The following is a 26,738-nucleotide window of genomic DNA, read 5'->3' on the forward strand; positions in this document are numbered from 1 at the left end:
AACGGGTAATAAAGCCTCTTCAGAGGGACCAAATCCAGAATTTAACTTAAGCTCTGCTGAGCGTTTAGGATTAAGCGACAAGGACATGTTCGTGTATCCCCAGATCCGATGCGGGTAACTCGAGCTTTAATCGCTTTTTCCAATCCATCTGAAGGCGATCATTCCAAAGAGCACAGTAAAAAAATGAAGCTGCTTGTTGATATTCGACGCCACTTATCAGAGCAGAGCGCTCAAGAATGTTGGAAGCGCGATCATGTCTGTCATCTGATAGGCACCCCAAAAAATTAGAAAGCCAAACCTCAAACGCGGATTTTAAAAATGGATTTACATTACGATGACGATACATGGCTTCAAGACTTTCACTTTTTACAGTGCGCAGTTCAGTACTAGTCGTTAACTGATAATCAATGTATTCCAGTTCGCAATAAGCCTCCTGTATCGCCAATTTTTCCATGGTGCGCTCACGTAACGCATCAGATTCCTGTTTCACAGGATGGGCCACTCGAGTGCCATCATCGCGGATAGAAACAAAATCGATGGTTTGAATAATCGGAACATTTTGACTGCCGATGTAAACGGGATGCTTTACCCCTAATTCCTTGGCTATAGGAAGAGAAAAATCGAGCGGGATGGCAAACTGCTCATAGGTTTCAACAATATCTGAGTTTTGTGCCAAATCTAAATACATCCACAATTCATTCTGCGACAGCAGATGCATTACCCTCCCTGGTGTCGAAAAATGTGCGATTTTGGTTTTTATACCCGAACTTCGGACGTCTTCCACGCGCCAGAACGGGTCATACATAATTTCTTCAAATTCGAGACTCAGTCGGTGAGCTACATACCAATTATGCTGACGCTGCAAATCCATTCGTTGAGTTTTTTTTGCCACAACTATCTACTCATACGAAATCATCAATGCGGTAACATCGACTCGGTGATTTTTTTTCTGTTTGAAATTTTGAGTTTGATTATTCATTTAACTTTACCTTATTGAGTGAATACACAATAGGTAGACTAGTACTAAAACGAAAACAGATCAAGAAAATATTATCAATAAAATCAATGACTTATTATATCAAGACCGATATAAATGGCAATAAACCACCACTTTACAACAACAAAAAAACGATTAACTCATTGGTTGTTAAATAAAGATGTTCATTATTTTTCACAAAAAAATTAATATGTCAGTAATCGCCAAATGTCATTATCCCGGAATGATAAATTTCATTTGTTCACTTGGTTTGAAATGGTTTTTTATATTAAAACAATCAGATAGCATAGAAATTGAAGGGGTTATTTAGTTTTGTCGTACGAGGGGTAATTGGAGATTTAATGCTTAAAAAATTAATTTTTAGTTGAGTAAGGGATGGTATTTTCTTTAATGTGATGATTTAAAAGTAGATAAGGTATGGATGCACTTTTATTACTTAATAACAGGCAAAATGCGGTTGGCTAAAATACGAGCACAGCGAGATAGCCAGCCGTATTTTGTCCTTGTTGATTAACTTATAGCTCTTTACGGGTCAATAACTTTAAATTCAATTTTATTTTCAAGATTTAAGCTAGATAATAACTCAAACGCTTTATAAGCCACATATTTGTTTTTTGCATTTTCAGATAAACTTTTAGATTTTAGAGGACAGCTATTATTAACATCACCAATTCTAAAGTCAGAATAATCTTTATGCATCAATTGCATAGCACTCAATGGGTTATTCTTTATCTTATCTACAAGCGAAAAATTAAACTTTGATTTTGCCATATCAGCCTTATCGTGTAGCTCATCAACAATAGCATATCCTCTTATATCTGAGGTTGTATACAAAATTATACTTTGCATTATTTTTTCAACCTTTTCAGTTTGTGACTCAGAATCTATAATATAAGATCTTGATCTTGCTCTTTGCAAAATAGTTTTTCCTATATCGTCAATCTTTTCATTGCTATATGGTACATCAAATTGTTGAGCTAATATTTGCAAGTCACTTAAACGTCTCGGTTTCCAATCTTCTTCATTAAACTCCCACTTAGTCGTTTTTTGTAGGTATTTTTCTCTTATTTCATCTCCATCATAACTATCAGTCAAATGAACGTATTTTTGTATGACGCCAAATAACTCTACGTAACAATATAAATTTTCACCTATATTAAATAAATAAATTTGATGATTTGGGTACCAATCCTCATGCTTTTCTTTATTAGTTTCATAGATTTTTTCTTCATCTGTTGTTGGATAATACTGCCAAACGCGATTATGTATAAAATTATCACTGTCAATCAACTTTGAAACATTAGTCAGTTGAGATAAATACTTATTAGGAACACCATGGTGAGAAGCGAAACCTATAGCAGCTTTTAATATACCTCTAAGAATATCAGGTGATTCATAGTTAATATCTAATACAGCAGAATTGACATAAGACGCTACATTTACCTCTTTCTTTACCTTATATCCCTCATTAATTAGTTTTTTTATGACTTTGCTTTTTTCGAATTGATTGATTTGTTTAAGCGTAGCCCCAAAAATATTTAATGTTTTTTCATCCTCATTGAGAATATAAACTGGTCTTGATGGTATTATGGAGAAGTCATTTTTTAACTCAAACGTTACATTATCATCATTTAACACTGAGCCATCATTCATAACAATTCTAATTCTTGATTTTGAGCTTTCACCGCGATCCCTTGCTAAATCCAACAGAACAGAAAGAGGAGAAAGATTACGAGTAAAAGCTTCATCAACATTTTGTCCTAAAACCCCACCACATTTTTCACAAAGGATATCTGATGACGTCAATTTACCACCAATTGAATTTTGTATTATGTGCTCATCATGCATTCTAACATTAACAGTATCGAATTCTTTTTTACAAAAATAACAGTTCTTCATATTTCTAACCAAATTAGATTTTTAATTATAAGAGGAGCTAGGCAACTTACTCACCGGCGAGTAAGTTGGTGCTGCTTTTTCTTTTAGCAAAAACTGCGACAACTGTATCGAGTCAGCGTGCAGCAACTAATGCATTTTATTCGCAAATTATTATATTTTCTGGTCTTCCTAATTGAGAATACAACATCGTTTCTACAAACTGAAAATTGTCTGCTATTAACTCTTTGACTTCACTTTCATCTTTGCCAATTTTCTCAGAAATAAGACTAATAAATTTGCTTGTCCATTCTGGAGCATTACTATTGATGATGTAATTCGCTTGGTTATGTATATCTCTATATTGTTCTTTTGTTAGCATTTTCATATCTTCTGCCATGTAGCTAAGTACATCCGTAGAATATGACATTTTTAAAAATCCACTAATTACTTCACGCCAAGTAATAGTTCGATTTTTCACAATAAATGGTATGAACACTGCTACCCTATGCAATAGCCTTGCTACAAATTGCCCTGCATGATCTGCTCGTATTGGAGCGTACGTTCCTATCACACTCACAGCTCCACAACGAAATAACCCATTAGCAACCGATGCATGTGAACCGTCAATAGGGTGAGTGCTACAAGCACTTAAAATTATTATTGGAGGGATCCGACTCTTATTTGCTAACGACCAAACATCAACTTTTTCGTCTCCTATACATAACCAGCCATGTTCCTTCTCGCCACCATGATTTCCGTGACAATCAAATATAACAATATTACCTTGGAACTTATTTAACTCACTTATTAATTCAGATTCTGAGTCAACATTAACTTCCACAATATTTAGATTGTCGTAAAAACCATTTGATTTAAAATATTCAAGAGATGAGTTAAGGTGACCTTTTATCGGGTCGAAACTCTTAAAAGAGCTGATAATCAATATATCTTTAAATGCATCATATGGGAGTATGATCCTCTGCCCTGTTAATGCTAATTGAGAGCACAAGTTACCCGGAGTTGTCGGAATTCTTGATATTTCATGCGTAAACATAATAGGAAACCCATCTATATTTATCCATTCGATGGGAAAGTCACACATTGTAAGTATCTTGTTCTTATTTTTAAGAGATGCATCAAGTAATTCCTGCCCAATTTCCTTCTTTAGTGTTTCACTATAGTTTTTTAGCTTCGCATTTAGATTACGATGAGATTTCCGGCTTGGATTACAAATTAATGATAATATATTTTTTAATAAATCATGATGAAGCATTACTCCATTTGGTAATCGGAGAGCAGGTGCAAACTGATTGACACCTACAATAGTAGCTACGCTTGCAAACAAGTTTAGTTCTGTCTGCCTTTCTCTTAATAGCCCCGATATAATCGGATCATCATAAGGATTGAAAACTTCTGCATTTGATATGGTAAAATTTGAAAATAGTTTATTTCTAATAATTGCATTTTTTAGGAAATCTCTCTTAGGTTTATCTAACTTCCTATAAATCTCATTCCATAAACTACTATTTTGTTTATATAAAAATGAGCACATAGACATACAATATATTATTGCATCATTTTTTATCATATGACTTGGTATTTGTAATTCACTTCTTATATCATCAATCAATTTTGATAAATTTGTCATGCCCTTTACATGTTGTTCTATATTATTGCTAGGTTTGATATCTTCGCATTTCTCGGCATAGAAACCATAACCGGTTAAGGTTTTATAGAGTGGTCTAGTACAATTATGATTTAGAGGCTCAAACTTAAATTTAGTGTGATTTTTTTTACTTTCAGATGAAACAATAGACAATATATCATCAACGGTTTGACTTTTATCCATCTCCGATAGTACTCGATAAATGAAGTCGTTTATTGTCTCATTTAAAGATTCTGGACTAAAGTTTCCTATAAATTCAGCCTCTTTAGTTTTATAGCTGGTTATATGAAGCGGCTTATACTTAAAAAGCTCTTCTGAGGCTTTTACTTGTAAAAATGTTTCCTCAGAGCTCCACAGAATATTAAACTCTCTGTCAAAATCGATGTGTGATTCTCGCAATAAATCTGACTTAATCATATACACATCAAGTGATGAGCCTGCCACTTTTGATTTCGCATAACTTACGCTGTCTAAAAATGGTTCTAGCACATCATGAGGAACTGTCGACAACGCATCAAATACCCACTGATAACTAGTTGCTATCTCATGAGAGTATCTTTGAAAGAACGTACAGTTCTCATCAGAAATGTTCTCTGGCACTACTATAATGTGCCTTAATGTTGTTGTTAACATAAAACTTCCTAGAAATGCATAACGAGGCTGTAGAATTTCTCATTTTCAGCCTATCCGCTTAAAATAAAAACCAAGGTAATTTATATTTACTTGATATTCAACGGATCATTCAAATTTTAATAAGTGACTGATTAAATTGAGTGGTAAATTGGTTTATTGGGGGTGTAGGGCGGATTATTTAATATTAGGGCTTCACCCTTGATTTAATGCAGGCTGTTTCTTAACTTCTCTATATTATGTATCATTCGCGTCAGGTTTTGCGTTTTGCTCGAATGGCATGACCAAAATTATTAAAAAAGCAAAAAGAAAGACCCCAGTCCCCTTATTGTTCATCATTAAGTCGTATTGTAGCTGCGAGTAAAAAAACAAGATAATGCAAAATGAAAGACCTGGCCCCGTGCCCCCAATGGGTGGCTATGTAATTGGTAATGGGTGGCTATCTAATTGCAGTGGGTAAATATTCGCCAATTATTATGGGTGTGTATGTAAGGCTAGTTCCAATGGGTGGCTAAGTAAGTTCTATCTGAATGAGATTAACTATTGGATAGATACTAACTAAACATTACCAACTTCTGTAAAAGCAATACTATTCTTACCTAATCTTGCGAGAAGATTTACAGTGTCGATAGATACAACAACGTTCTCATCATCAAATTTTATAAATTCCTTATAGAACTTGATCAGCTCTGATGCAACAGATCTACTAAATCCATAATTTTGTAGTGATATTTCAAACTTGTCATTTGTTCCTAACTCTAGATAGGTTGAAAGATTGATACCTGCCCCCTCGCTCCCCAAAGAGTTAACTAGATGTTGATAATAATGGTTTATGTATAACTCCAATTCATAACCAATATCATGCTCTATAGAAGAGATGACCCCATTGATTATAGCGTTAACATGAGCCTTATTTGTCCGGTCGAAGTTTTCGATAGGCCCTCCTCTATAAATAACCACAGTTGAACAATTATCCAAAGAATTATTAATAATATCCTTTAATGAAAAACCATGAATCCATTGTTGAGCAATGCGGTAAAGCCTATTAATTTGAGCTGTTGAGAACTTTAACTTATAAACTTTGCAGACCCTTTCAAACAACGGATAAGTATCGCTACCGTTTAATGAACTCAATATTACTGGCTGTTCTTTAATATCGGAAAGAACGTTTATATGTCGCTCAATGGATATATTATGCCCAATAGCAAATAACTGCCGTGGTACTTCATTGATCCCACTATCTCTAAGTTTGTCCTCTAACACTTTAAATAATCCACTATGGAACTTTTTTGGTACTAAGTTCATCAAACTTGAAGGATGATTTTTTTGTTTATTCTCCATATAGTCTGAAAGAATCATGTTAGATATTTGATCCATAATTCTTTCTTGTTTCTCCTCATTTAATGGACCATCCTTTAGTACATTAATAATCTTTCGACCACGCATTAAGCGTTTTAATGCAGATGTGTCAGCTTTCACTTCATTCTTTTTCTCAACAAGAGTTGAGATGTTTCCCCAACTACTTGAAGTGTCTCGCATACAAAAAATGTTGCCATCTAACTCTTTGGTATATCTTCCGGCACGCCCCGCTAGATTCCAAAAATCTAACTTTGTTTTGTTAGTAATTTTGCCTCTAGTTTTAAACGATCTTAAAAACAAATTACCTGTTGGTAAATTAACACCTTCTAATAAAGTTGATGTGCAAAACAAGTAAGCTATTTCACGAGATTGATAAAGACTTTCGATAATACTTCGTACATTTTTTGGTAAGTCAGCATTATGAAATGCAACGCCTTTTAACAATAAATCAGAAAGGAAATACTCTTCATGAATCAATTCTTTAATATTTTTAGATGCTGCAACTAATTTTGGATTCGTTAATAAAGGTAAGTCCTCAGCAAATAATACAGCATCACTTACTGAGCCTGATTTAGAAGTACAGTAGATTAGTGAGGATTTAGAAGTAACGCTCCGAATGAAGCTAAACATATCTTCAATTTTCAACTCTTTTGTATGTGTATAAAATTCTTTACTTACTTCATTATAAAACTGACTACTATTATTCAATAAATCGATAAAAAACAAATTCTGTGTTACTGGACCTTCTATTGCTTCAATTGAATTTCGACCATCTAGCCCAAACGATTCTAAGAATACTGAAGGATTACTTATAACAGGAGAACTAAAGATTACTTTACAAGTAGGCAATCTTTTTCTAGTTTCTTGAATAACTTTAAAGGATGTCATTGATCGCTCATCATCATCACCAAGTTTGTGTGCTTCATCAACAACCAATACATCAATTGATAGTTCTAAGTCGGTATAAATTAAATTATTGAATCGTTCAGGAGTTAAAATTAAGATATTTATCTTATCTTCAATATAGGATTGTGCATTCTTTGATAAATTTACATTACCCCAGCCTTCAACTTTTATTGTCTTTCTGATTTCCCTTATATATTCTTCAATGAGTACTTTGGTAGGTACTAAAATAACTACATTTTTTTTATTACTGATACAGTCAAATATATAGCTTCTAATTATAAATGACTTGCCAAATGACGTTGGACCTGAAAAACTAAAGTTATCAAGCTCAGTTAAACTAGTAAAAACTTCATACTGTGAGTCTGTAAACACTTCATTCCCGAAAGGCAACTTCTGTCTATCTCTTTTTAGAATGTTGCTAACTTCACGCTCGTAAGGCAACGGATGTTCATCCTTATCAAATCTTGATTCGGAAAAAAACAGGCCAAGCTTGGTGAAAATAGACCTAGCCATACTACCCAAAGCAGGCTTTTTCTCCGAGACTCCAAGTAATTTTACAATAATACGATAAGCTAATACTCTATACTCAGATTCTTCTGACAGACTAAAGATATCCGCATATCTACATAAATCATCAGTTTTTTTTGATGTTATAAACGACGGAATTTTAAGCTTGCTATCTGCGTAAGCAATCGAAAGTGTTTGATATAAAGCATTAAAATGAACGCTTTTAATTGAGTCTGTGGTTAATTTATCTATTAAAGTTATATTAGCACTCATATATCAACCGTTTATATTTGAATTGATTTTAGCATGCATCAATTTATTTAACTCTCCGACCTCATTGATCGGAATCAAGTACAGATAACATGTTTTCCCCATAAATAGATGTTCATCAAATATAGAAGAAATCATTGCATGCTTATCTTTTAAGTGAACCATTATGTTATCTTTTATCGCTTGCTTCTTATCATTCAAGTTTCTTACACTATAGACATCAGAATCAATATCTAATCTGTAAGTACTTAATAAGCCAAAGTTATATTCAACATGCATTTCATTTTCTGGCAGTATTAACTTAGAAATTAAATCTGCATATTTAATTGATACTGATTGCTGAACGAAGCTTTGCTCAAGTAGCAAGGAGCTTCCACTTGCATTATTGTTAGCATCAATTAAGGAGTTGGCACATTTATCAACCGCTTCAACAAGATCGCTATCACTAAAGAATTTAGTCATCACGAATTCAAATTTTTCAGGAAGGAACTCTCTGATATGAATGGAGCTGAATTCATTCTGTTTCGTTGATTTATATAACGTTGGGGCTAAAAGATCGGACTCAACCAAATTTTGTAGTAATGCTGGCTTACTATATATATCTTGAGGCTCAGATAGGAATTTATTGAAGGCTTCAAACACTTTCATTTGATCACCTTGCGACAATTCAACTTCTCTGGGTGGAAATACACTTCTACTCATATTTTCAGTCAAATAGTCAACAATTTTTGATAAATCAAACTTGTTAGAATCAGAAAATGGAAGTGAATATACTTTGATTTTATTATTATTTTCTAGATTATGTTCGTAATAAAAATCAAAACAAGTATCAATAAATGAAGTACTTATATTTTTAGACAATAAACTAAAGTTATAGTTTATTGTAATAGATGATTTTAAGGAAAGTTCATGGAGTAGCTCACGAGTAATTAATTCTGCACCAATATCGTTGTTTTCCTCGTTATCAGTCAGAATCGCGTGAATAGTTGGAGTGTTATTTGTGTCAATTGAAAATATTGGTGTTCCAGAATACCCAGGTATAACTTGACTCTTAGGTAAAAAATCAGAGAAAGTTGAACTTTTCAAATTATATAAAACATACGACTGTTCTTTTACTCTCTTATTATCTAAGAGAATACAAGCTTTGTCATGTTTCCACATCAAATAATCATTAGCATCATCAAAAGAGCACTTCAATAATTCTAAGCCAGGTTGTTCACTTTCTAGTTCTAACAGAGCAACATCTGATTTGTCTGATTTAAAAGAAGCTATAGCTTTAACTGGTTCTCGATCTTGAAATTTGATTGTAATTTGTGAATTATCAATGTTTGCAGGACAACTCCTACATGCATTTACTCCTGAAGATATAAGCTTACAACTTGGCTTATCAATGCAAATACTATGCTTTGAAGTAATAACATACTTGCTTTTTCCACAAGCACTTTTGAAAGCAAACCCAGTGCTCTCAGGTGCTCCAACTTTTATAGATACAATATTATTTTGATAGGTCATATGTGAACTCTAAGGCATTATCCAATGGGAAATGGCATCTGTCTTCAAATGATTGTGTAAAAGTTTTGATCCTGTCGCTCTCCGAGGTAAAGTGTATAAATGACTCAGGAAATCTTTTGGTAAGTCTGGCGATAGTTTTCATTGAAGGGTGACCATGAGTATTATAGCCATCGCTGCAAACAACAAAATTCTCACAATCAATTTGGTTAAAAAATTCCTGACTATTATTATGTTCGCTAGAGTGATGTGACAGTTTAACAAGGTCAAAAATTTGTGGTTTATCCTGATCCGCTAGATAGGCTTCCACAATATCCATATGGCAATCACCAAGAAATAATAAACGATTATCGCCATATTCTAATATGAAAGCAAAAGAGGAACCGTTAGGCTCTCTAGTATCTGGCTCGAATGTATCTTCTAAATTGATAGCGTCTAAAGCGTCGTCAAGACAAGTATAATTGACATTTTTAGATGCCTTTTTACTTTTAGCCAAACGTTCTTCTTCTTTTTTTACTGCCACCTTCTCTTCTCTAATAGCCCAGCTTTTTAGCTTACTCATTTTAGATATATTTGGTGAAATAAACCGAAGAGTAATATCCCCAAGTTCTATAGTGTTTAAACTACCCTCATGAACTACAAGGCTCTCTATATCAATATTTGTATCCTTGACGGTTTTATATAAGTTCAAGTCTTGTCGATATGATGCTTTTCCAGAATCTACAAATTGATCGTCTTCTAGTTCAGCTACCGTGTTAAAAATAATCTTGTTAATTTTAACAATATTATTGGTGATCAAACCTGTAAACCCACCAATGTGATCGTCATCGTTGTGAGTAAGTATAGCTAAATCAATATCTTTATTACCACCTAAGATACGCGTTAGTACACTCGTAACCGTCAATCTGCCAACGCCCTTACTCGGACCTGAGTCTATTAATATTTTCTTATTGGAGACTAGATCAGTGATGAGAGTACAATCACCTACGCCTGCATTTATGAATTGAATTTTAAGTTGAGACATTACGTAAACAACAATTATGCACTTGGATAGTGTACTCTAACACAATCAAACATGATTTTAATGTGACATAGATTAAAGGACTATTAAGTCAAAGAGTTACACTTACTTTCACACACACAAATAATTGATATAAATTAGGTTAAGAGCACTTGAAGATAACCTGTTAATGCACAGGAGACTATGTAGGAAGTACATATAGTGAAAGCGCGGATGTTTGATAGCCGGAGAGCTATGTTAACACTATGGCTGAACTATCGAACTGAGAATGCCAAGCTTTGAGAATATCTCTTAAATACTCTGTATTCAGTTGTTAATTAAGAAAATAAAAAATGCGAATCCTCAATTATAAAGATTCGCCTTTCAAAATATTTTGACCCTAGTTAGTCACAAACTTCATTACCAGTCATCAACAGGAGGACATCTACAGAACAGATTTCCACCACCATAAACGTAAAATTACTTAAGGCGTTTCTGGTGTTCACTTCCAAACGAAGACAATCTATTTCCTTTAAATACAGAAACTTACCTTGAATATGGAAAAAGATTGTCTTCGTTGAGTTCAAATAGTCTTCGTTCTAATTCCATGATTACATTAAACCTCTTGCCCTGCTGCCCAGCCACATGCCCATGCCCATTGGAAATTAAATCCTCCCAGCCAACCGGTCACATCTAATGCTTCGCCGATAAAATACAAACCAGCCACACTTTTGCAGGCAAAGGTTTTTGATGAGACAAAATCGGTATCGATACCACCAAGGGTGACTTCTGCGGTGCGATAGCCCTCTGTACCGTTAATTTCTGGGGACCAGTGCTGAAAGAGTTGGGTGATCTCCTGAAGCTGCTTTTCGTGATACTGTTTAAGCGGTAAGCTTTCGATCTCTGAAAATGCTAATAAACACTCAACAACACGTTTGGGTAACTGTTGCGCTAACACTGTTTTCAAGGCTTGATCGGGATGATTTTTCTGGGCATGTAACAGCTCAGCAAAAAGATCCAGGTCAGGTAGAAGATCTAAGCTGATTTTCTCACCCACCTGCCAGTAATTTGATATTTGCAAAATAACTGGGCCGCTTAACCCACGATGGGTAAATAACAGCGCTTCGCTAAAGCTTATATCTTTGCTTTTTTTACCGCTGGTTACCTGGCAAGTTGCCCGTGCTGGTAGACCAATACCGGATAATTCAGCAAATTTTTCTTTTTGGCTCGGCTGCAGGGTGAAAGGGACTAAGCCTGCCCGGGTCGCTTTAACTGGTATTTCATATTGGTCGGCAATTTTATAAGCCAGCGGTGTTGCCCCCATTTTAGGTAAAGATAACCCCCCCGTAGCAACCACCAATGAGTGGCATTCATAATCGCCTAATTTAGTTTGTACGGAGAAATGGTTATCTGCTAATTTGGCATGACTGAATATTTCACATTGAACTTGGACTTGTACCCCTGCCTCTTTAGCCTCATTAAGTAACATGGCGACAATTTGCTTGGCACTATCATCACAGAATAGTTGTCCGTGATCGCGTTCATTCCAGCTTATTTTGTGTTTATCTACCAGCGCAATAAAATCCCACTGGGTATAACGGCTTAATGCCGATTTGACAAAATGCGGATTATCACAAAGGAAATTAGCCGGCTCCGTATAGAGATTGGTGAAATTACAACGTCCACCACCACTCATAATTATTTTTTGACCTGCTCGCTTAGCATGTTCAAGTACTAAAACCTTACGCCCGCGCTTGCCCGCTTCAATCGCACACATCAGCCCCGATGCACCTGCACCTATGATAATTACATCCCACATATTTCACCCCATCAATTAATGCGCTAAGGATACACTATTTAAAGGGGAGTTCGACAAGCATTCACTACCGCAAAGAAACTTAAAAACAGTCCATTGTTAGCAGTTAACATTAACTTTACATTAATTAGATTAAATTTATATTTTTTTGGATGGTATGTCTTCAACTCCCCTATTGATAGGGTGCATTTAAAACTGGTCTTAAAAATATAAAACGGATCAATTACCCCATTTAACCGATCAGAGTGTTCTATTTGGGCGCAGGAAAAATGCATGATGGGTCACTAGCAGGGAAAAGTCTTGCAGCGCAGTCTTGGTCTGGTATTTGCTTATCGATAAAATAGAAATGGAAGCTGATAAATGGAAATTGATGATCGCGTAAAATAGGAAGCTGTAAAATAAATAGCCCAAAAAAAAGGCCACTAAAGCGGCCTTGATATTAACACTTGATGCTAGTTATTATTCTGGAGAAACCGCGGCTTTAGGAGCTTCGAGATCTAATAATTCAACTTCAAAAATCAGAGTTGCACCAGGAGGAATTGAACCTGCACCTTGCTCTCCGTAAGCTAATTCAGCTGGGATAACAAACTTGTATTTTTCGCCAACACTCATCAACTGCACACCTTCCGTCCAACCAGGAATAACGCGGTTAAGCGGGAACTTAGCAGGTTCACCACGACTGATTGAGCTATCAAATTCAGTTCCGTCAACCAAGGTTCCTACATAATGTACTGTTACTGTATCTTCAGCTTGAGGTTTAGGCCCTTCTGCTGCAGTCATTACTGAGTACTGTAAACCAGAGTCAGTCACGGTAACACCCTCGGCCTTGGCATTTTCAGTTAAAAATAGTGCTGCTTGTGCAGCCATCTTTTCGCCTTCTTCTTTCATTTTAGTTTCTGCGGCAGCTTGTACTTGTTTACCATAAGCATTGACGGTTGCAACCACCTCTTCCTCGGTTAACTTAGAATTACCACGTAGCGAATCAGTAACACCGGCAATAATAGCTTCTGTATCAAGGGTCTCTAATCCGAATTCAGCTTGTTTAGCAACACCCGCTTTAATCTGTGTTGAAAATGAGGCACCAATTGCATAGGCAGCTTTCTCAGCATCATTTTCGAAAGCTACTTTTTCTACAACTTCTTCTTGTACTTTTTCTTGAGCGACGGGCTCTGGTTTGTCTTCACACCCTACAGTAAATGCTACCGCAGCGGCTAATAACGAAACTTTAAATACATTTTTCATTGTTACTCCAAATTGTTTCTTATTATTAAATTAACTGTTTTTTTGTTTTCTCTTTCTTAAAAAGAGAAAAAACGAGGATTAAAATTTTCAGATTTTCACAACTCTAGCGCTAATGATAAGGAAATTCAATTAACGATATAATTTATTACAGCGCCTTAAGTTAATACTATCAAATAGTTGTTTTGTTATTGCATCTTATTTTAGAATTTTTTTATTAACACCAGTAATACTGGTCGACATAAGGCTGCGGGCAACAGAAATTGCCAAAGCTAACACTTACGATGTCTAATAATAAGATTTTTCTTGCCAATAAATTCTGAAATCTATTTTTCCCAGTGCACACTATAACGCACCGTTTATTGACAGGTAAACACCGAAGTAGTTCATCTTTATTTATAGATAGAAAAAAAACATCTCTTAAAGCAGAAGTAGTATACTTAAAGACTTAGTTAAAAAATGGCTTAGTTAAAAAACGCTTTATTGCCCTAAAAGATAGGAAGCAGAATGGATAAGGAAAAACGCATTGAACAACTGGAAATGAAAGTCGCCTTTCATGAAGACAATATTGAGACCTTAAATGAAGAAATCTTTCAACAACAACGCAAATTACAATTAATTAGCGAACAACTTGCGGTGCTGGCAATAAAATTAAAAGATGCCCAGCCCAACCAACTTGCATCGGAAAAAGAAGAGATGGCACCTCCTCATTATTAGTAAGGTAATATTGAAGCTTTTGAATACTGAAAAAGCTTCAATATTTTGGTGGTAAACGCGCTGCAGATTAAGGGGGTGAAAATAAGGTGTCTAAATCCGAATTATTTTTCAGGTCTTTATTATTGATTAAACCATAACTTGTCCAACCATCGGAAACAGTTTCAGGGTTATTAACATCACGAGGATGACTATTGCCAGCAGAAAATTGAAATAATTCGCTATTATAAATAACAAAGTCCTTGTTGTTGTATGTTTTTTTAGGGTTGAAATAGCTGAAATTATTGGTTTCAAAAACAGATTCAATATTGGCCCTTGACGGTGTTAAGTTAATTTTTTCTGAATAGGTATAGGTTTGCTCACTTCCTTTTGAATTATCCCACTTTATATTCAGTGTGACGGTACGAATATTGACACTTTCATCGGGATCGGAAGCAGAATCGGAAATGACTGTCCATTCCAGATTAAAGGTTGTCAGGCCGGGTGTCTCCGTAATATCAACAAGCGCATCGAGACTGGTGGCATTGTTATAGCTGAGTAATTCATTCATTTTCTGGTTTGCCAGGGCAATCACTTCAGTATGCGCCACATTATCGCGATTTTGCTCAACAATCAGTTTTTGTAAACCGGTTATATTTACAGCGGTTAAACTGACTATTAATAATGACACTAATATTTCAACCAGTAAAAAACCATTTTGAGCTGTTTTTTTAAACATTAAAAATCCCTCCATGACCCCTGCACAATACTATAACCGTTATAGGTAAGGCGGTTCCGATCTATATTTCCGTATAATGTATCAAGTACTGCTTTATCATAACGTACAGAAAATGGTTGCTTAGTCCTATGCTCGGCTTGATCATATGAACAACTGTATTCACTTAACACTGTGCCGTTAACCCTTACTCCCTGCATATCAACAATTGAATCTTCCTCGGTAGCCACCACATTCCCATCGGCATCCAAAACATCGTGCTTGCCAGGAAGGAAATACAGCATGCCACTAACAGATGCGACTCTGTTGGCTGAAATGTCAGTGCCGGATGGACCGGTAAAGGTTCCACCTTCTATAAAGACCATTTTGGGATCATTCACTGTACCGATATAAAAATATTTATTTTCCGTATCACTTGGGTCTATCTCACAATCTCCAGTGATATAAATAGCATTTATCTCGTCTCCTAAGGCCTGTAAGCGGCTCGAGCAGCCTTCCCCGCCAACAACTTTCGCCACTTTAGTATTCACAACATCACCAGCAGCCGTTTTATCAGCAGCATCGTTTAATGCAGTGACACCCGCAGCTTTACTCACTCCAAAGGTGCTTTCAAACAGTGAAGTGGGCTCTGAACCACCTGCGAGTGTTTCAAAAAAATAAGAATTGGCAGGTACATTATTTGGCCATTTAATAGTATTACCGTGAGTATCAGACGAGCCTACTTCCAGCGAGTTATCCGCCGTTATCGGTTCATAAAAAGCCTTGTTATCAACCGATCCGGGGCATAAACCCATTGCGGTTGGATTTTCAGGATGACTGACCAGTTGATAATCTGCAAAATTACCCGGAGATTCACAATCCGCGGCACTAAACCCCTCACAACCATTATTAACCATAGCCAATTCATCCAGATTCACTCTTCCATTGAATGAAACAGCTGCTTGGGGAAGATTAAAACTCATTTCAGGAGTAATTTGCAGAGAAATGATTCGCTGTGCACTGCCATCCATAGATTTACCCGTTGAGACCAATTCCAGCGTATTGGCATTAAGCCAAGTGAGTGTCACTCTATAGGGGTTATCTGTTGAGCTGTCAGTATAAGTTGTACTGTCATCATAAGTTGCACGAGTGAAAATCTCAGGCCCGCGGATTGGATCATCAAGTCTACTCAGCAGTAAATTGATACCCGATTCCGCATTAACAAAGGCCTCATTATTACGGTAATCATTAGCCACAATTTTATTGTCAAGTAGTTGAGTCGATGCCATCTGTGCTGTAAATGCAATGCTGGCGATACTTAACAAAACCGTCGTGGTTAACACCACAAATCCTTTATTTTGGTTAATAGAGTTCATTACTAGACTCCAGAAAAGTCATTTAAGATAGATCAAAATTGAAATACCTTATCAATATGAAATAGGCCAATCCGGAGGACTAAGGTAAAAAGCCTCATTAGATATTCTCTTTTACTTTTTCAGTAACTTTAAAGCGATATGAAATTTTCCTATAACCTTCTGCCGGATGGATATTAACGTTCAATTTTGTAATCACTTACAATGAATTGAAACTAATAAAGGGAGGTAAAAACCATGTTGAGGTTGTGAGCATCCTTGTCATATTTTCAAATCCATACTTTCAGGTGCTTTAAATCTACCCATTTAGAGAATAGTAAAAAATTTACTTTTCTCCAGTTCAGTTTAGGAAAGCCAGCATAAAAATGAAATAATTATAAAAAAAACCATAACCTTTAATCGCGCAACAAAAAAGATCACCACCACTGCTATTGATACAGATCGCAGAACAAGTTTTAATCACGGCCTTAATTTACATTTATGCAACAAATTTTAGCTACCTCACAATTTAGTCATCGGCTCTGCTTTACACTCTCTTCCGAATTAATCAGCAATTACAATCATTTCCTCATTAGCAGGTGATTGGTTTATTTTAAAAAATGGAGTTAAACAATGAGTGAAGAGCACATTTACCCCGTAACAGATAACCTAGCAAAAAATAGCTTACTGACTAATGAAGAGTATTTAACACAATATCAAGCTTCAATTAGCGATCCGAGCGCATTTTGGGGTGAAAAAGGTAAAATTTTAGATTGGATTAAACCTTATACAAAAGTCAAAAATAGCTCCTTCGATTCAGGTCATGTCAGCATTAAATGGTTTGAAGACGGAAAACTTAACGTTTCAGCTAACTGTATCGATCGTCACCTTGCCACTAAAGGTGACCAGGTTGCCATTCTTTGGGAAGGTGATACAGCGGATAAAGATGAAAAAATCACCTATAAGCAGCTGCATCAACGTGTTTGTCAGTTTGCCAATGTATTAAAATCCCAAGGTGTTAGAAAGGGTGATGTTGTTTGTTTATATATGCCAATGACGCCGGAAGCGGCCGTTGCCATGCTTGCCTGTACACGTATCGGTGCGGTTCATTCAATTGTTTTTGGTGGTTTCTCGCCCGATGCGATTGCCGGACGTATTGTTGACAGTAGTGCAAAAATAGTTATTACCGCAGATGAAGGTCGTCGTGGTGGACGTGTTGTACCGCTTAAAGCGAATGTTGATGAAGCACTGACAAAAGACGGCACAGACTGCGTAAAAAGTGTGATTGTCTTTAAAAATACTGGTGGAGAAGTCAACTGGGTTGTCGGTCGAGATCTTGACTGGGAATCAGTTTGTGCTGATGAATCAAGTGAATGTGAACCAGAAGCGATGAATGCTGAAGATCCGCTTTTCATTCTCTATACTTCGGGCTCCACAGGTACGCCTAAAGGTGTACTGCATACTACCGGCGGTTATCTGGTTTACGCAGCCATGACGTTTAAATATGTATTTGATTACCAGGAAGGTGATATTTACTGGTGTACTGCCGATGTAGGCTGGATCACCGGGCACACTTATTCAGTTTATGGCCCGCTTGCTAATGGCGCAACATCATTAATATTTGAGGGTGTACCCAATTACCCTACACCTGCACGCATGAGTGAAGTTGTTGATAAACACAAAGTTTCTATTCTTTATACTGCACCAACGGCAATCCGCGCACTAATGGCAAAAGGTGATCAGGCGATTGAAGGGACACACCGTTCTTCATTGCGTATTTTAGGCTCGGTTGGAGAACCAATTAATCCTGAAGCATGGGAATGGTACTACAACAAAATAGGTGATGAACGCTGTCCTATCGTTGATACCTGGTGGCAAACTGAAACTGGCGGCATATTAATTAGTCCGCTTCCTGGTGCGACCGATCTGAAACCAGGTTCTGCAACCCGTCCATTCTTTGGTGTTCAACCCGCTATTGTTGATAGTGAAGGGGTCGTTTTAGAGGGTGAAGCTGCAGGTAACTTAGTGATGCTAGATAGCTGGCCAGGACAGATGCGGACACTTTATAACAACCATGACCGTTTCGAACAAACTTATTTCAGCACCTTTAAGGGGATGTACTTTACCGGTGATGGCGCGCGTCGTGACAGCGATGGATATTACTGGATAACAGGACGTGTTGATGACGTACTAAATGTTTCAGGTCACCGTATGGGCACCGCTGAAATAGAAAGTGCGTTAGTTTCTCACCCTAAAATAGCGGAAGCCGCTGTTGTTGGCGTACCACACGAAATTAAGGGTCAGGGTATTTATGCTTATGTCACTTTAAATGAAGGTGAGTACCCTTCTCCTGAATTGTACGCTGAAGTTAAACAATGGGTACGTAAGGAGATTGGCGCAATTGCAACACCTGATATTTTACATTGGGCAGAAGGTTTACCTAAAACACGCTCAGGTAAAATTATGCGTCGTATTTTACGTAAAATAGCAACGGGTGAAAGTGATTCTTTAGGTGATATTTCAACACTGGCCGATCCAAGTGTTGTTGAGCAACTTATTAAAGAGAATCGCGAAACGAGCTAGTCCGCTCACTTTAGCAACATTTCTACTGGCATGCGGCCAGCAGAGCAGATAGACTTCCAGAACATTGTTTCTGGGAGTCTTTTTTTTATGACACAACAAATAAAGTTATTAGTTTTAAATGGGCCTAACCTTAATTTATTAGGGCAACGTGAACCCGAGGTCTACGGCAGTAAGACGCTTGATGACATCATTAAAGCGTTAACCGATGAAGCTGCGCTGCAGAATGTTGCATTATCACACCTGCAATCAAACCGTGAATACGAGCTGATTGAAAAAATCCACGACGCCTTTGAGAAAATTGATTTTATTATTATTAATCCGGCGGCATTTACGCATACGAGTGTTGCGCTTCGTGATGCGCTATTAGGGGTTAATATTCCTTTTATAGAAGTACACCTTTCCAACGTACATGCACGTGAAAGTTTTCGTCATCACTCATACTTATCTGATATTGCACAGGGTGTTATTTGTGGTTTAGGCGCAAAAGGTTACTCTTTTGCCCTGCAGAGCGCGATTGGTAAATTACGCAATATTTGATTGAATGTTGATGGTGATGATTGAATATGGCTTGTGATAATTAAAAGCCCCATGGTTTACTATTAGGGCTTTTAATACTAAACAAAAGAACTAGTGGCCTGCCGGTGGAAAATTACCCATCATAATGCCCAAAATAGATTGTATTTTCTTGCCCGTTGGATCATCCTGCATTTTTTCCAAATCCTTAATACCTTGCATAGCAGAGCGCCAGTAGACCTTTTTCAAATCCGCACTGAGCACATTAAGCATCACTGTTCCCTGTTTATAACCGGGAAAATTGACTTTGGCGCCGTGCAATCGGGGTAATAAACCAAAATTTTGTTGAATCGCCCCATCGGCGCGCTGATCTTCCAGTGCAAATAAAAAACCAATCACAACATCAGCCTGCACAGGATCAGGTTGATAGACATAACCTTTAATCGCTAAATAACGAATTATTTCGCTGCGAATATAGACCTTAAGCTGTTGTTCTCTTTTACTATCAACAGCTGATAAAACCAGGTTATATTCATTATTCCAAGTAAAATCCGTAAAGGCAGGTAATACATTTTTAGGGTTCGCGCTACTGACCAGCGTGATACGCTGCACTTCTTTCTGTATTTCCGCCTGTTGTAATTTGGCTTCTGGGGATAAGGCAGTACACCCGCTAAGGCTTAACCAGGCAACCAAAAAACCAACCAGTAAAACTGTTTTTCTCATATTATCTCCACTAAAAATTAACCCTCAACAACAAATGCCGCCGCTTTTTCCATCACTTCAATGCCAGCTCCCGGCAAGTGGCCGTTTTCACTCAGATGGCGACGCCAAGCCCGCGCACCCGGCAGACCTTGGAATAATCCCAACATATGACGGGCAACATGCTTAAAATACGCCCCATTGCTGAGTTGCTGCTCAATATAGGGATACATCTTTTCTAACACCTCAAAGCGGGTTAATATTTTTTCATTGCCGGCAAACAAGCGCTGATCAACAGAACTTAATAAATAAGGATTAGTGTAAATTTCTCTGCCCAACATAACACCATCAAGATATTGTAGATGAGTTTCACATTCATCAAGCGTTTTAATACCGCCATTGATAGCAATGGTCAACTGCGGAAAATCTTTTTTTAGTTGGTATACACGCTCATAATCAAGTGGTGGTACATCACGGTTTTGTTTAGGGCTTAAACCACTCAACCAGGCTTTACGTGCATGCACGACAAAAGTATCACAGCCTTTTTCCGCAACCTTACCAACAAAGTCACATAAAAAAGCGTAGGAGTCTAAATCATCAATGCCGATCCGTGTTTTCACCGAGACGGGTAAACCCGTTGCATCTTTCATGGCTTTTATGGCATCACCAACCAACTCACCTTCCGACATCAGACAAGCACCAAAGCGACCGTTTTGCACACGATCCGATGGGCAGCCAACATTTAAATTAATCTCATCAAAGCCGCGTTCTTTACCTGCCAGTGCCGAGGTGGCTAAATCAACCGGTGCTGATCCGCCTAATTGCAGACAAACCGGATGTTCAGCCGCATCTTTTTGCAGGTAATCCCCTTTGCCATATAAGATAGCGCCAGTCGTTACCATCTCACTATAGAGCAAAGTATTTTTACTCATAACACGATGAAAGTATCGGCAGTGCCTGTCCGTCCAATCGAGCATCGGTGCTATGGAGAAGCGGTTGCTTGGGTAAATGCAGGCTGTATCTGGGTTTATCATTGCTATTGCTCACTTTTCTATATACTGGTTTTGCGTTTAATTGCGTTTAATTATCGTTAATTTTGCCTTACTTATAGTATTCCTATAGTCCCCCTCAAAAAGTAGGATTCATGGCATCTCTCTCAATTGAAACTCGGAAATTAGCGAATAAAGAGTAACGATTTAAAGCTGTAATAATCGTTAAAAATAAGGGGGCTATCATACACAGAGAGTCTAAGACTTTCAAAAAAAAGAACTGGCCCGAACCTGGGGAAGAAACAAAACCCAAGAGCTAGAAGAGTTTGGCGTTAACAAGCAGAAAACCTGTTTGATTGGTGATCTGCTTGATAAGTTTATCAATGATAGCTCTCTTTGGGATAACACCGGGCAAACTAAGCAATATGTGATTAAGATGCTTAGTGATTGTGACATTGCGAATATCCAAACTGACTCACTGAAATCAGCGACATTATTGAGCATTGCAAAAATAGACTCGCTGCAGGCGCTAAACCGCAAACCATTTACCATTTACCATTTACCATGACATTGCCTACCTTCGTTCGGTGATGAAAAAAGCGCTTCCCGTTTTTAATATAAAAGCCAACTTTTGGTAGGCTAGAGTGTGAAAGTCCTCTTGCTTCTCAATATACAAATGAAATCTTCAACATCATGATCAATAACCAACTTTTTATGCGCATAAAAACGAGCTAAAAAACATTTTTATGCGCATAAAAATGTTTTGACATTCATTTTACTGCGCATTAAAGTGTAATAAGACCAGTTAATTGACTTGAGAGATAAAGATGCAAAGATCGCGAATAAAAAAATTGATGGAGTGGAAAGCAAAGAAAAGCCGCAAGCCTTTACTTATAGACGGAGCGCGCCAGACAGGTAAAACCTACCTTCTGCAAAGTTTATTCGGTGAAAGCTTTAATCATGTCTTGCGCATCGACTTTCTTGAATCACCTGAAATGACCGAAGCTTTCTCAGGATCATTGGCACCAGAAAATATACTTTCAAATATTGAACTGTTAACAAATGAAGTATTTAACCCTGATACTGATTTGCTGATTTTAGATGAAATCGGTGAGTGCCAAAGAGCAGTGACCTCTCTTAAATACTTTGCAGAAAAAGCACCAGAGATGTACGTAGCAGCGAGTGGCTCTAACATTGGGTTATTAAATTCATTCCCTGTAGGAAAAGTTGAACAGATCAACCTTCGCCCGCTAACATTCTATGAGTTTTTACTCGCATCGGGGGAAGCTCCATTAATTAAAGCTTTTGAAACTCAAGCCAACTCAGCGCCTGCCCATACTAAGTTGTTTGATAAATTAACTGACTATTACTTTACTGGCGGCATGCCAGAAGCTGTCAGCACTTGGTTTGAATTAAAAAATAAAAGCATATTAGAGCGTGTTGAGGCAATAGAAAATATCCATGCAAATCTGATTGCAGGTTACTTACGCGACTTTGGAAAGTACTCAGGGAAAATAGATGCTGGCTTGATCGAGTCTGTCTTTCGTAATGTTCCTCCTCAACTTGCTTCTGTTATGGATGAATCGGTAAAACGATTTAAATTTAAAGGCGTGCATCAACGCAAATCTCGCTATGGCGATTTTGAAAGTGCTATTACTTGGTTAGATAAATGCCGATTAATACTGAAGAACTACCCCACAGATGGTATGCCACGTAGTCCTTTAGCTGCCTACCAAAAGGAAAACAGGGTTAAACTTTTCCTATTCGATGTAGGATTACTCAACCATATGTTAGGGAGCAGTTACAAAGAGATTAAACAACAAAACTTTGAATATAAGGGCTACATTGCAGAGAATTTTGTGCAGCAGGAATTTGCCGCACAAGGACTTGATCCAACCTTCTCATGGGGAGATGCACGAGCAGAGATTGAGTTTATCGCAACAAATGATGAAGGGAAAATTATCCCTATAGAAGTGAAAAGTGGAAAACGCACGCGAGCTAAGTCGTTGCAGTCTTATATAACCAAGTGCCAACCCCATAAAACAATCAAACTATCAGGAACACAGGGCTCTTCACCATTAGAAAAAGTGAATATCGTTTTGCCTCTTTACTATACCCAGTATGCTGTTAGCCAGTACCTAAAATCGAGCCAATAAGTTATGCCAGTATTTAAATCTTAAACGACGATATCAAATGGGGGTTCAAAGCAGATCCTAAGTTATCAAATCATTACACATACATAACGGTAGCGCTTGGTAAAAAAGGTATTATACCAATCCGCATAAGTAAATGGTCTAAAATTGCGAAGGAAAAAGTAATGATAGCAAGACGTTTGATTGAGCAATAGCTGGCTATTGAGATTGAAAACAACGAAGCTAGCGTTAATTTTAACAAGTAAGATAGGTCAGATAGTTATGCGGATTGGTATTACTACGTGGCCCCAACATTTTATTAGAAGAGCAACGAACATTTATTCGTTATCGCGTATATGTATATGTATATGTATATGTATATGTATCAAGAAATGCTTAATTGCGCGTTTACAGATAGGAAACATTTGCTAAATGATTAATCCATCATGCAGATAATTGGGTGGATAACTATAAGCAACTCGCCTCGGTACGCCTTTTAGCTTTAAACTTAAATATAAAAAATAATGGTACACCTATAGTACGCCCCTACCCTCACAAAGACTTATATAGCTTGAAAATCCGTCCAATCGAGCATCGGGGCAATGGAAAAACGATTTGATGGGTAAATGCAGGTGGTGTCTGGGTTTGTCATTGGTATTGCTCACTTTTCTATATACTGGTTTTACGTTGAATTGCGTTGAATTATCATCGTTTCGTTGTACGGCACGCCATTCGTCCCCCTCATTGGAGTAGGATGAATGGCATCATTTTCAATACAAATACGCACGCTCGCAAATGGTGAAGCTCGTTTTAAGGCAAGCGTGATTGTTAAAAAGAATGGAGCAATGATACACAGAGAAGCCCAAAATTTCAAAAAGAAAGAACTGGCCCAAACCTGGGCGAAAAACAAAACCCAAGAGCTGGAAGAGTTTGGCGTTAACAAGCAGAAAACCTGTTTGATTGGTGACCTGCTTGATAAATTTATTAATGATCGCTCTCTTTGGGATAACACAGGGAGAACTAAGCAATATGTAATTAAGATGCTTAGTGATTGTGACATTGCTAAGATCCAAACTGACTCACTGAGAACCAGCGATATTATTGAGTATCGCAAAAATAGACTCGCTGCAGGCGCTAAACCGCAAACGATTTACCATGATATTGCCTACCTTCGTTCGGTGATAAAAGATGCGCTTCCCGTTTTTAATATAAAAGCCAATTTTGAAATTTTTGAAGAAGCGGTTCCTGTGCTTATTGATATAAAGTTAGTGGGTAAAAGTAACAAGCGCACCAGGCGCCCTACTAGCAATGAGATTGAACGATTAAAAGAAGGGTTACTTAAGCGGCAGAATATGCGTGCGAATGGACAAATACGTATTTCGTTTATTGATATTTTGGATTTTAGTATTTTAACGTGCATGCGGATTGGACAAGTGTGCGCATTACGTTGGGATGATTTAAACAAAGATCATAAAACTATTATTGTTCGAGACAGAAAATACCCACGTAAAAAAAGAAGGAAATCACATGGTAGTCCCGCTTTTAGCTGGGTCATTTGACATTGTTAAGCGACAACAAAAAATAACACACTGATATTCCCTTATAACTCGCGCAGTGTGACAGCAGGTTTTCAGCGCGTTCGTAATGAGTTAGGTATTGAAGACTTACGCTATCACGACTTAAGGCGAGAAGGTGCAAGCCGATTATTTGAATTGGGTTTTCTATTGAAGAAGTGGCCCAAGTAACCTGCCATAGAAATTTGAATATTCTATGGCAGGTTTACACTCAGTTATTCCCTGAAAAATTACATGATAAATTGCGTGAAAAGCTAGAAAAAAAATCTATTTGATTGGCTTTTAAAATGGTGCTGGGTGAGTATATTGGACACTACTTTGTCGACTGCTAACTCGCAATGGAGGGTGTTAGCGAGTTAGCTTTCTATGGCGCTTAGGGGCCATATCGCTTTCGACCCCAAAGCGTATATGGACTCCACGTATTTTACAATATGACTTTTCATAAACATTAAGATGCGGTCGTATATACGGCTTTTGTTGAAAGAGCTACTTTCTAGCCTATGATGTTTGCGCACCTGCTATCCTCTTCGCCTTAACAGTCTTAATGACTTTCGCAATGGACAGGTTTTTAACAGGTTGGTCTTACCGTTTATGCTTCATCATTATTGTAAAAATTTTGCTTATTGTTATTCTTTATCGTGTTTATTATATTGCCAATAGTGGTTGTTGCTTATATTTATTCTCATACCGTAGCATTGCCCAGGCGGTTCTAACTGTTTTGTTCGCTAAAGCAATACAGGATCGTTTAATACCCGCGCGTTGAACCAGTTTTATCAACCATGCTTGTTTGGCCGTTTTGGGTTCATCCGCCAATCGGCATATATAAGACAGTGCGCCTTGGTATAAAGCCGATCTCAATTCTTTAATTCCGCCAGCTCGATCAATTCCTGTCATAAATACTTTACCACCTGAGCTATGTTGCTTAGGTGTTAACCCGATAAACGCTGATGCCTCCCGCCCATTTTTAAACTGCTTCCCATCACCAATTGATGAATACAGCATACCTGCACATACTTCAGCAACACTTTCTAAACCCATTAATGCTTTACAGGGCTGTAATTGACGAACCAGACCATTTTTGGTTTTTATTAACTGGGCTAACTCTGTTTTTAAGTTTAAATATATTATCCAAAGTTGATTGACGGTTGACCGTAAACACTCTGGTAATAAGCTTGCTTCATCAAGCGTCTCCAGCACGGCCTTAGTTAATCCTTTGACACCGACAGTACTGACAATGCCATATTCATATAACAATGCTCGGAGATGGTTGCTCAAAGATGTAATGCCACGAGACAAAAAAAGCTGGCTGGTTTCTAATGTTTGTAAGGTTTGCTGTTCTTCATTTTTGGGTTTGCTTGTTTTTAATCCTATCTGTAGCGATGCGTTTGCAATGGCCAAAGCATCGTTAGCATCCGTTTTATGCCCTTGTAAAAACCCTTTCACTTTCTTAGGGCTAATGATCCGTACATCATGACCAAATTCTTCTGCATATCTCCCCCAATAATGACTGCTACCACAGCCTTCAATAGCAACAACCGCAGGTTGCTGATTCGCTAGGATCTGTTTTAGTTTTTGTCGGCTAACTGCTTTATTACTGATTAGTTCACCGTGTTTACTGATATGGCAAATTTGAAGAATATTTTTAGCTAAATCGATTCCAATGATATTAGATTGCAACATTGTATGATCTCCTTAATGGTTACCGCAACTC

General features: G+C 37.3%; 19 protein-coding genes. 6 read left to right on the top strand and 13 right to left on the bottom strand.

The annotated features are described in order from the left end of the window. Nucleotides 1–70: 70 nt before the first annotated feature. The 8 genes from PING_RS16000 to fkpA all read right to left on the bottom strand — a co-directional run bounded on the left by PING_RS16000 (nt 71) and on the right by fkpA (nt 13,780). Nucleotides 71–892, bottom strand: coding sequence for a TnsA endonuclease N-terminal domain-containing protein (locus PING_RS16000; RefSeq protein ID WP_083761775.1), 822 nt, complete (start codon nt 890–892; stop codon nt 71–73). A 630-nt stretch (nt 893–1,522) separates the two neighbouring features. Then, complete coding sequence (locus PING_RS16005; protein WP_011771361.1) at nt 1,523–2,896, bottom strand: HNH endonuclease; 1,374 nt, start codon at nt 2,894–2,896, stop codon at nt 1,523–1,525. 136 nt (nt 2,897–3,032) lie between these two features. Further along, entirely contained in the window at nt 3,033–5,174 is a 2,142-nt protein-coding gene (locus tag PING_RS16010; protein ID WP_011771362.1) for a hypothetical protein, read from the bottom strand. 555 nt (nt 5,175–5,729) lie between these two features. Further along, on the bottom strand, nt 5,730–8,216 hold the full coding sequence (locus PING_RS16015; protein ID WP_011771363.1) for a DEAD/DEAH box helicase: 2,487 nt from the start codon (nt 8,214–8,216) through the stop codon (nt 5,730–5,732). A gap of 3 nt (nt 8,217–8,219) precedes the next feature. Then, nucleotides 8,220–9,725: a HamA C-terminal domain-containing protein gene (locus PING_RS16020; RefSeq protein ID WP_011771364.1), complete on the bottom strand. Its 1,506-nt coding sequence runs from the start codon at nt 9,723–9,725 to the stop codon at nt 8,220–8,222. Then, nucleotides 9,709–10,746 (bottom strand): ComEC/Rec2 family competence protein, encoded by a 1,038-nt coding sequence (locus PING_RS16025; protein ID WP_011771365.1) that lies wholly within the window; start codon nt 10,744–10,746, stop codon nt 9,709–9,711. The genes PING_RS16020 and PING_RS16025 overlap by 17 nt, the downstream gene beginning before the upstream one ends. A gap of 592 nt (nt 10,747–11,338) precedes the next feature. Then, on the bottom strand, nt 11,339–12,541 hold the full coding sequence (locus PING_RS16030; protein ID WP_011771366.1) for a BaiN/RdsA family NAD(P)/FAD-dependent oxidoreductase: 1,203 nt from the start codon (nt 12,539–12,541) through the stop codon (nt 11,339–11,341). Nucleotides 12,542–12,997: 456 nt separating this feature from the next. After that, a complete protein-coding gene (gene fkpA, locus PING_RS16035) occupies nt 12,998–13,780 on the bottom strand; it encodes an FKBP-type peptidyl-prolyl cis-trans isomerase (protein WP_011771367.1) in 783 nt (260 codons plus the stop codon). A gap of 504 nt (nt 13,781–14,284) precedes the next feature. Between fkpA and PING_RS16040 the strand changes: the two genes are divergently transcribed. Then, nucleotides 14,285–14,494 (top strand): SlyX family protein, encoded by a 210-nt coding sequence (locus PING_RS16040; protein ID WP_011771368.1) that lies wholly within the window; start codon nt 14,285–14,287, stop codon nt 14,492–14,494. 67 nt (nt 14,495–14,561) lie between these two features. Here the strand turns inward: PING_RS16040 and PING_RS16045 are convergent, their stop codons facing one another. Together PING_RS16045 and PING_RS16050 are read right to left on the bottom strand one after the other, a co-directional pair. Further along, nucleotides 14,562–15,209, bottom strand: coding sequence for a type IV pilus modification PilV family protein (locus tag PING_RS16045; protein WP_011771369.1), 648 nt, complete (start codon nt 15,207–15,209; stop codon nt 14,562–14,564). After that, the gene (locus tag PING_RS16050; protein WP_011771370.1) at nt 15,209–16,561 is read right to left on the bottom strand and encodes a hypothetical protein; all 1,353 of its coding nucleotides are present in this window, start codon (nt 16,559–16,561) and stop codon (nt 15,209–15,211) included. The genes PING_RS16045 and PING_RS16050 overlap by 1 nt, the downstream gene beginning before the upstream one ends. 609 nt (nt 16,562–17,170) lie before the next feature. Between PING_RS16050 and acs the strand changes: the two genes are divergently transcribed. Further along, a complete protein-coding gene (gene acs / locus PING_RS16055) occupies nt 17,171–19,120 on the top strand; it encodes an acetate--CoA ligase (RefSeq protein WP_011771371.1) in 1,950 nt (649 codons plus the stop codon). A gap of 87 nt (nt 19,121–19,207) precedes the next feature. Then, a complete protein-coding gene (gene aroQ / locus PING_RS16060) occupies nt 19,208–19,657 on the top strand; it encodes a type II 3-dehydroquinate dehydratase (RefSeq protein WP_011771372.1) in 450 nt (149 codons plus the stop codon). A 90-nt stretch (nt 19,658–19,747) separates the two neighbouring features. Here the strand turns inward: aroQ and PING_RS16065 are convergent, their stop codons facing one another. Together PING_RS16065 and dusA are read right to left on the bottom strand one after the other, a co-directional pair. Next, nucleotides 19,748–20,356 (bottom strand): DUF4136 domain-containing protein, encoded by a 609-nt coding sequence (locus tag PING_RS16065; protein WP_011771373.1) that lies wholly within the window; start codon nt 20,354–20,356, stop codon nt 19,748–19,750. A 17-nt stretch (nt 20,357–20,373) separates the two neighbouring features. Beyond that, complete coding sequence (gene dusA / locus PING_RS16070; protein ID WP_011771374.1) at nt 20,374–21,366, bottom strand: tRNA dihydrouridine(20/20a) synthase DusA; 993 nt, start codon at nt 21,364–21,366, stop codon at nt 20,374–20,376. 307 nt (nt 21,367–21,673) lie between these two features. On the opposite strand from dusA, the gene PING_RS21120 reads away from it, so the two are divergent. The 3 genes from PING_RS21120 to PING_RS16085 all read left to right on the top strand — a co-directional run bounded on the left by PING_RS21120 (nt 21,674) and on the right by PING_RS16085 (nt 25,012). Further along, the gene (locus PING_RS21120; RefSeq protein ID WP_049752995.1) at nt 21,674–21,889 is read left to right on the top strand and encodes a hypothetical protein; all 216 of its coding nucleotides are present in this window, start codon (nt 21,674–21,676) and stop codon (nt 21,887–21,889) included. A 259-nt stretch (nt 21,890–22,148) separates the two neighbouring features. Beyond that, nucleotides 22,149–23,477: an ATP-binding protein gene (locus tag PING_RS16080; protein WP_011771375.1), complete on the top strand. Its 1,329-nt coding sequence runs from the start codon at nt 22,149–22,151 to the stop codon at nt 23,475–23,477. A gap of 797 nt (nt 23,478–24,274) precedes the next feature. Further along, on the top strand, nt 24,275–25,012 hold the full coding sequence (locus PING_RS16085; RefSeq protein WP_332248859.1) for a hypothetical protein: 738 nt from the start codon (nt 24,275–24,277) through the stop codon (nt 25,010–25,012). Between the two features lie 660 nt (nt 25,013–25,672). On the opposite strand, the gene PING_RS16090 is transcribed toward PING_RS16085, so the two are convergent. Beyond that, nucleotides 25,673–26,707, bottom strand: a complete 1,035-nt coding sequence (locus PING_RS16090; RefSeq protein ID WP_011771376.1) for an IS110 family RNA-guided transposase — start codon at nt 26,705–26,707, stop codon at nt 25,673–25,675. Nucleotides 26,708–26,738 lie beyond the last annotated feature (31 nt).

The organism is Psychromonas ingrahamii 37, from assembly GCF_000015285.1.
Taxonomy (GTDB): Bacteria; Pseudomonadota; Gammaproteobacteria; order Enterobacterales; family Psychromonadaceae; genus Psychromonas; species Psychromonas ingrahamii.

Bases quoted from the DNA above. Each gene is read 5' to 3' on its own strand.
- PING_RS16005 (WP_011771361.1), bottom strand. From the start codon at position 2,896: ATGAAGAACTGTTATTTTTGTAAAAAAGAATTCGATACTGTTAATGTT.
- PING_RS16010 (WP_011771362.1), bottom strand. From the start codon at position 5,174: ATGTTAACAACAACATTAAGGCACATTATAGTAGTGCCAGAGAACATT.
- PING_RS16015 (WP_011771363.1), bottom strand. From the start codon at position 8,216: ATGAGTGCTAATATAACTTTAATAGATAAATTAACCACAGACTCAATT.
- PING_RS16020 (WP_011771364.1), bottom strand. From the start codon at position 9,725: ATGACCTATCAAAATAATATTGTATCTATAAAAGTTGGAGCACCTGAG.
- PING_RS16025 (WP_011771365.1), bottom strand. From the start codon at position 10,746: ATGTCTCAACTTAAAATTCAATTCATAAATGCAGGCGTAGGTGATTGT.
- PING_RS16030 (WP_011771366.1), bottom strand. From the start codon at position 12,541: ATGTGGGATGTAATTATCATAGGTGCAGGTGCATCGGGGCTGATGTGT.
- fkpA (WP_011771367.1), bottom strand. From the start codon at position 13,780: ATGAAAAATGTATTTAAAGTTTCGTTATTAGCCGCTGCGGTAGCATTT.
- PING_RS16040 (WP_011771368.1), top strand. From the start codon at position 14,285: ATGGATAAGGAAAAACGCATTGAACAACTGGAAATGAAAGTCGCCTTT.
- PING_RS16045 (WP_011771369.1), bottom strand. From the start codon at position 15,209: ATGTTTAAAAAAACAGCTCAAAATGGTTTTTTACTGGTTGAAATATTA.
- PING_RS16050 (WP_011771370.1), bottom strand. From the start codon at position 16,561: ATGAACTCTATTAACCAAAATAAAGGATTTGTGGTGTTAACCACGACG.
- acs (WP_011771371.1), top strand. From the start codon at position 17,171: ATGAGTGAAGAGCACATTTACCCCGTAACAGATAACCTAGCAAAAAAT.
- aroQ (WP_011771372.1), top strand. From the start codon at position 19,208: ATGACACAACAAATAAAGTTATTAGTTTTAAATGGGCCTAACCTTAAT.
- PING_RS16065 (WP_011771373.1), bottom strand. From the start codon at position 20,356: ATGAGAAAAACAGTTTTACTGGTTGGTTTTTTGGTTGCCTGGTTAAGC.
- dusA (WP_011771374.1), bottom strand. From the start codon at position 21,366: ATGATAAACCCAGATACAGCCTGCATTTACCCAAGCAACCGCTTCTCC.
- PING_RS16080 (WP_011771375.1), top strand. From the start codon at position 22,149: ATGCAAAGATCGCGAATAAAAAAATTGATGGAGTGGAAAGCAAAGAAA.
- PING_RS16090 (WP_011771376.1), bottom strand. From the start codon at position 26,707: ATGTTGCAATCTAATATCATTGGAATCGATTTAGCTAAAAATATTCTT.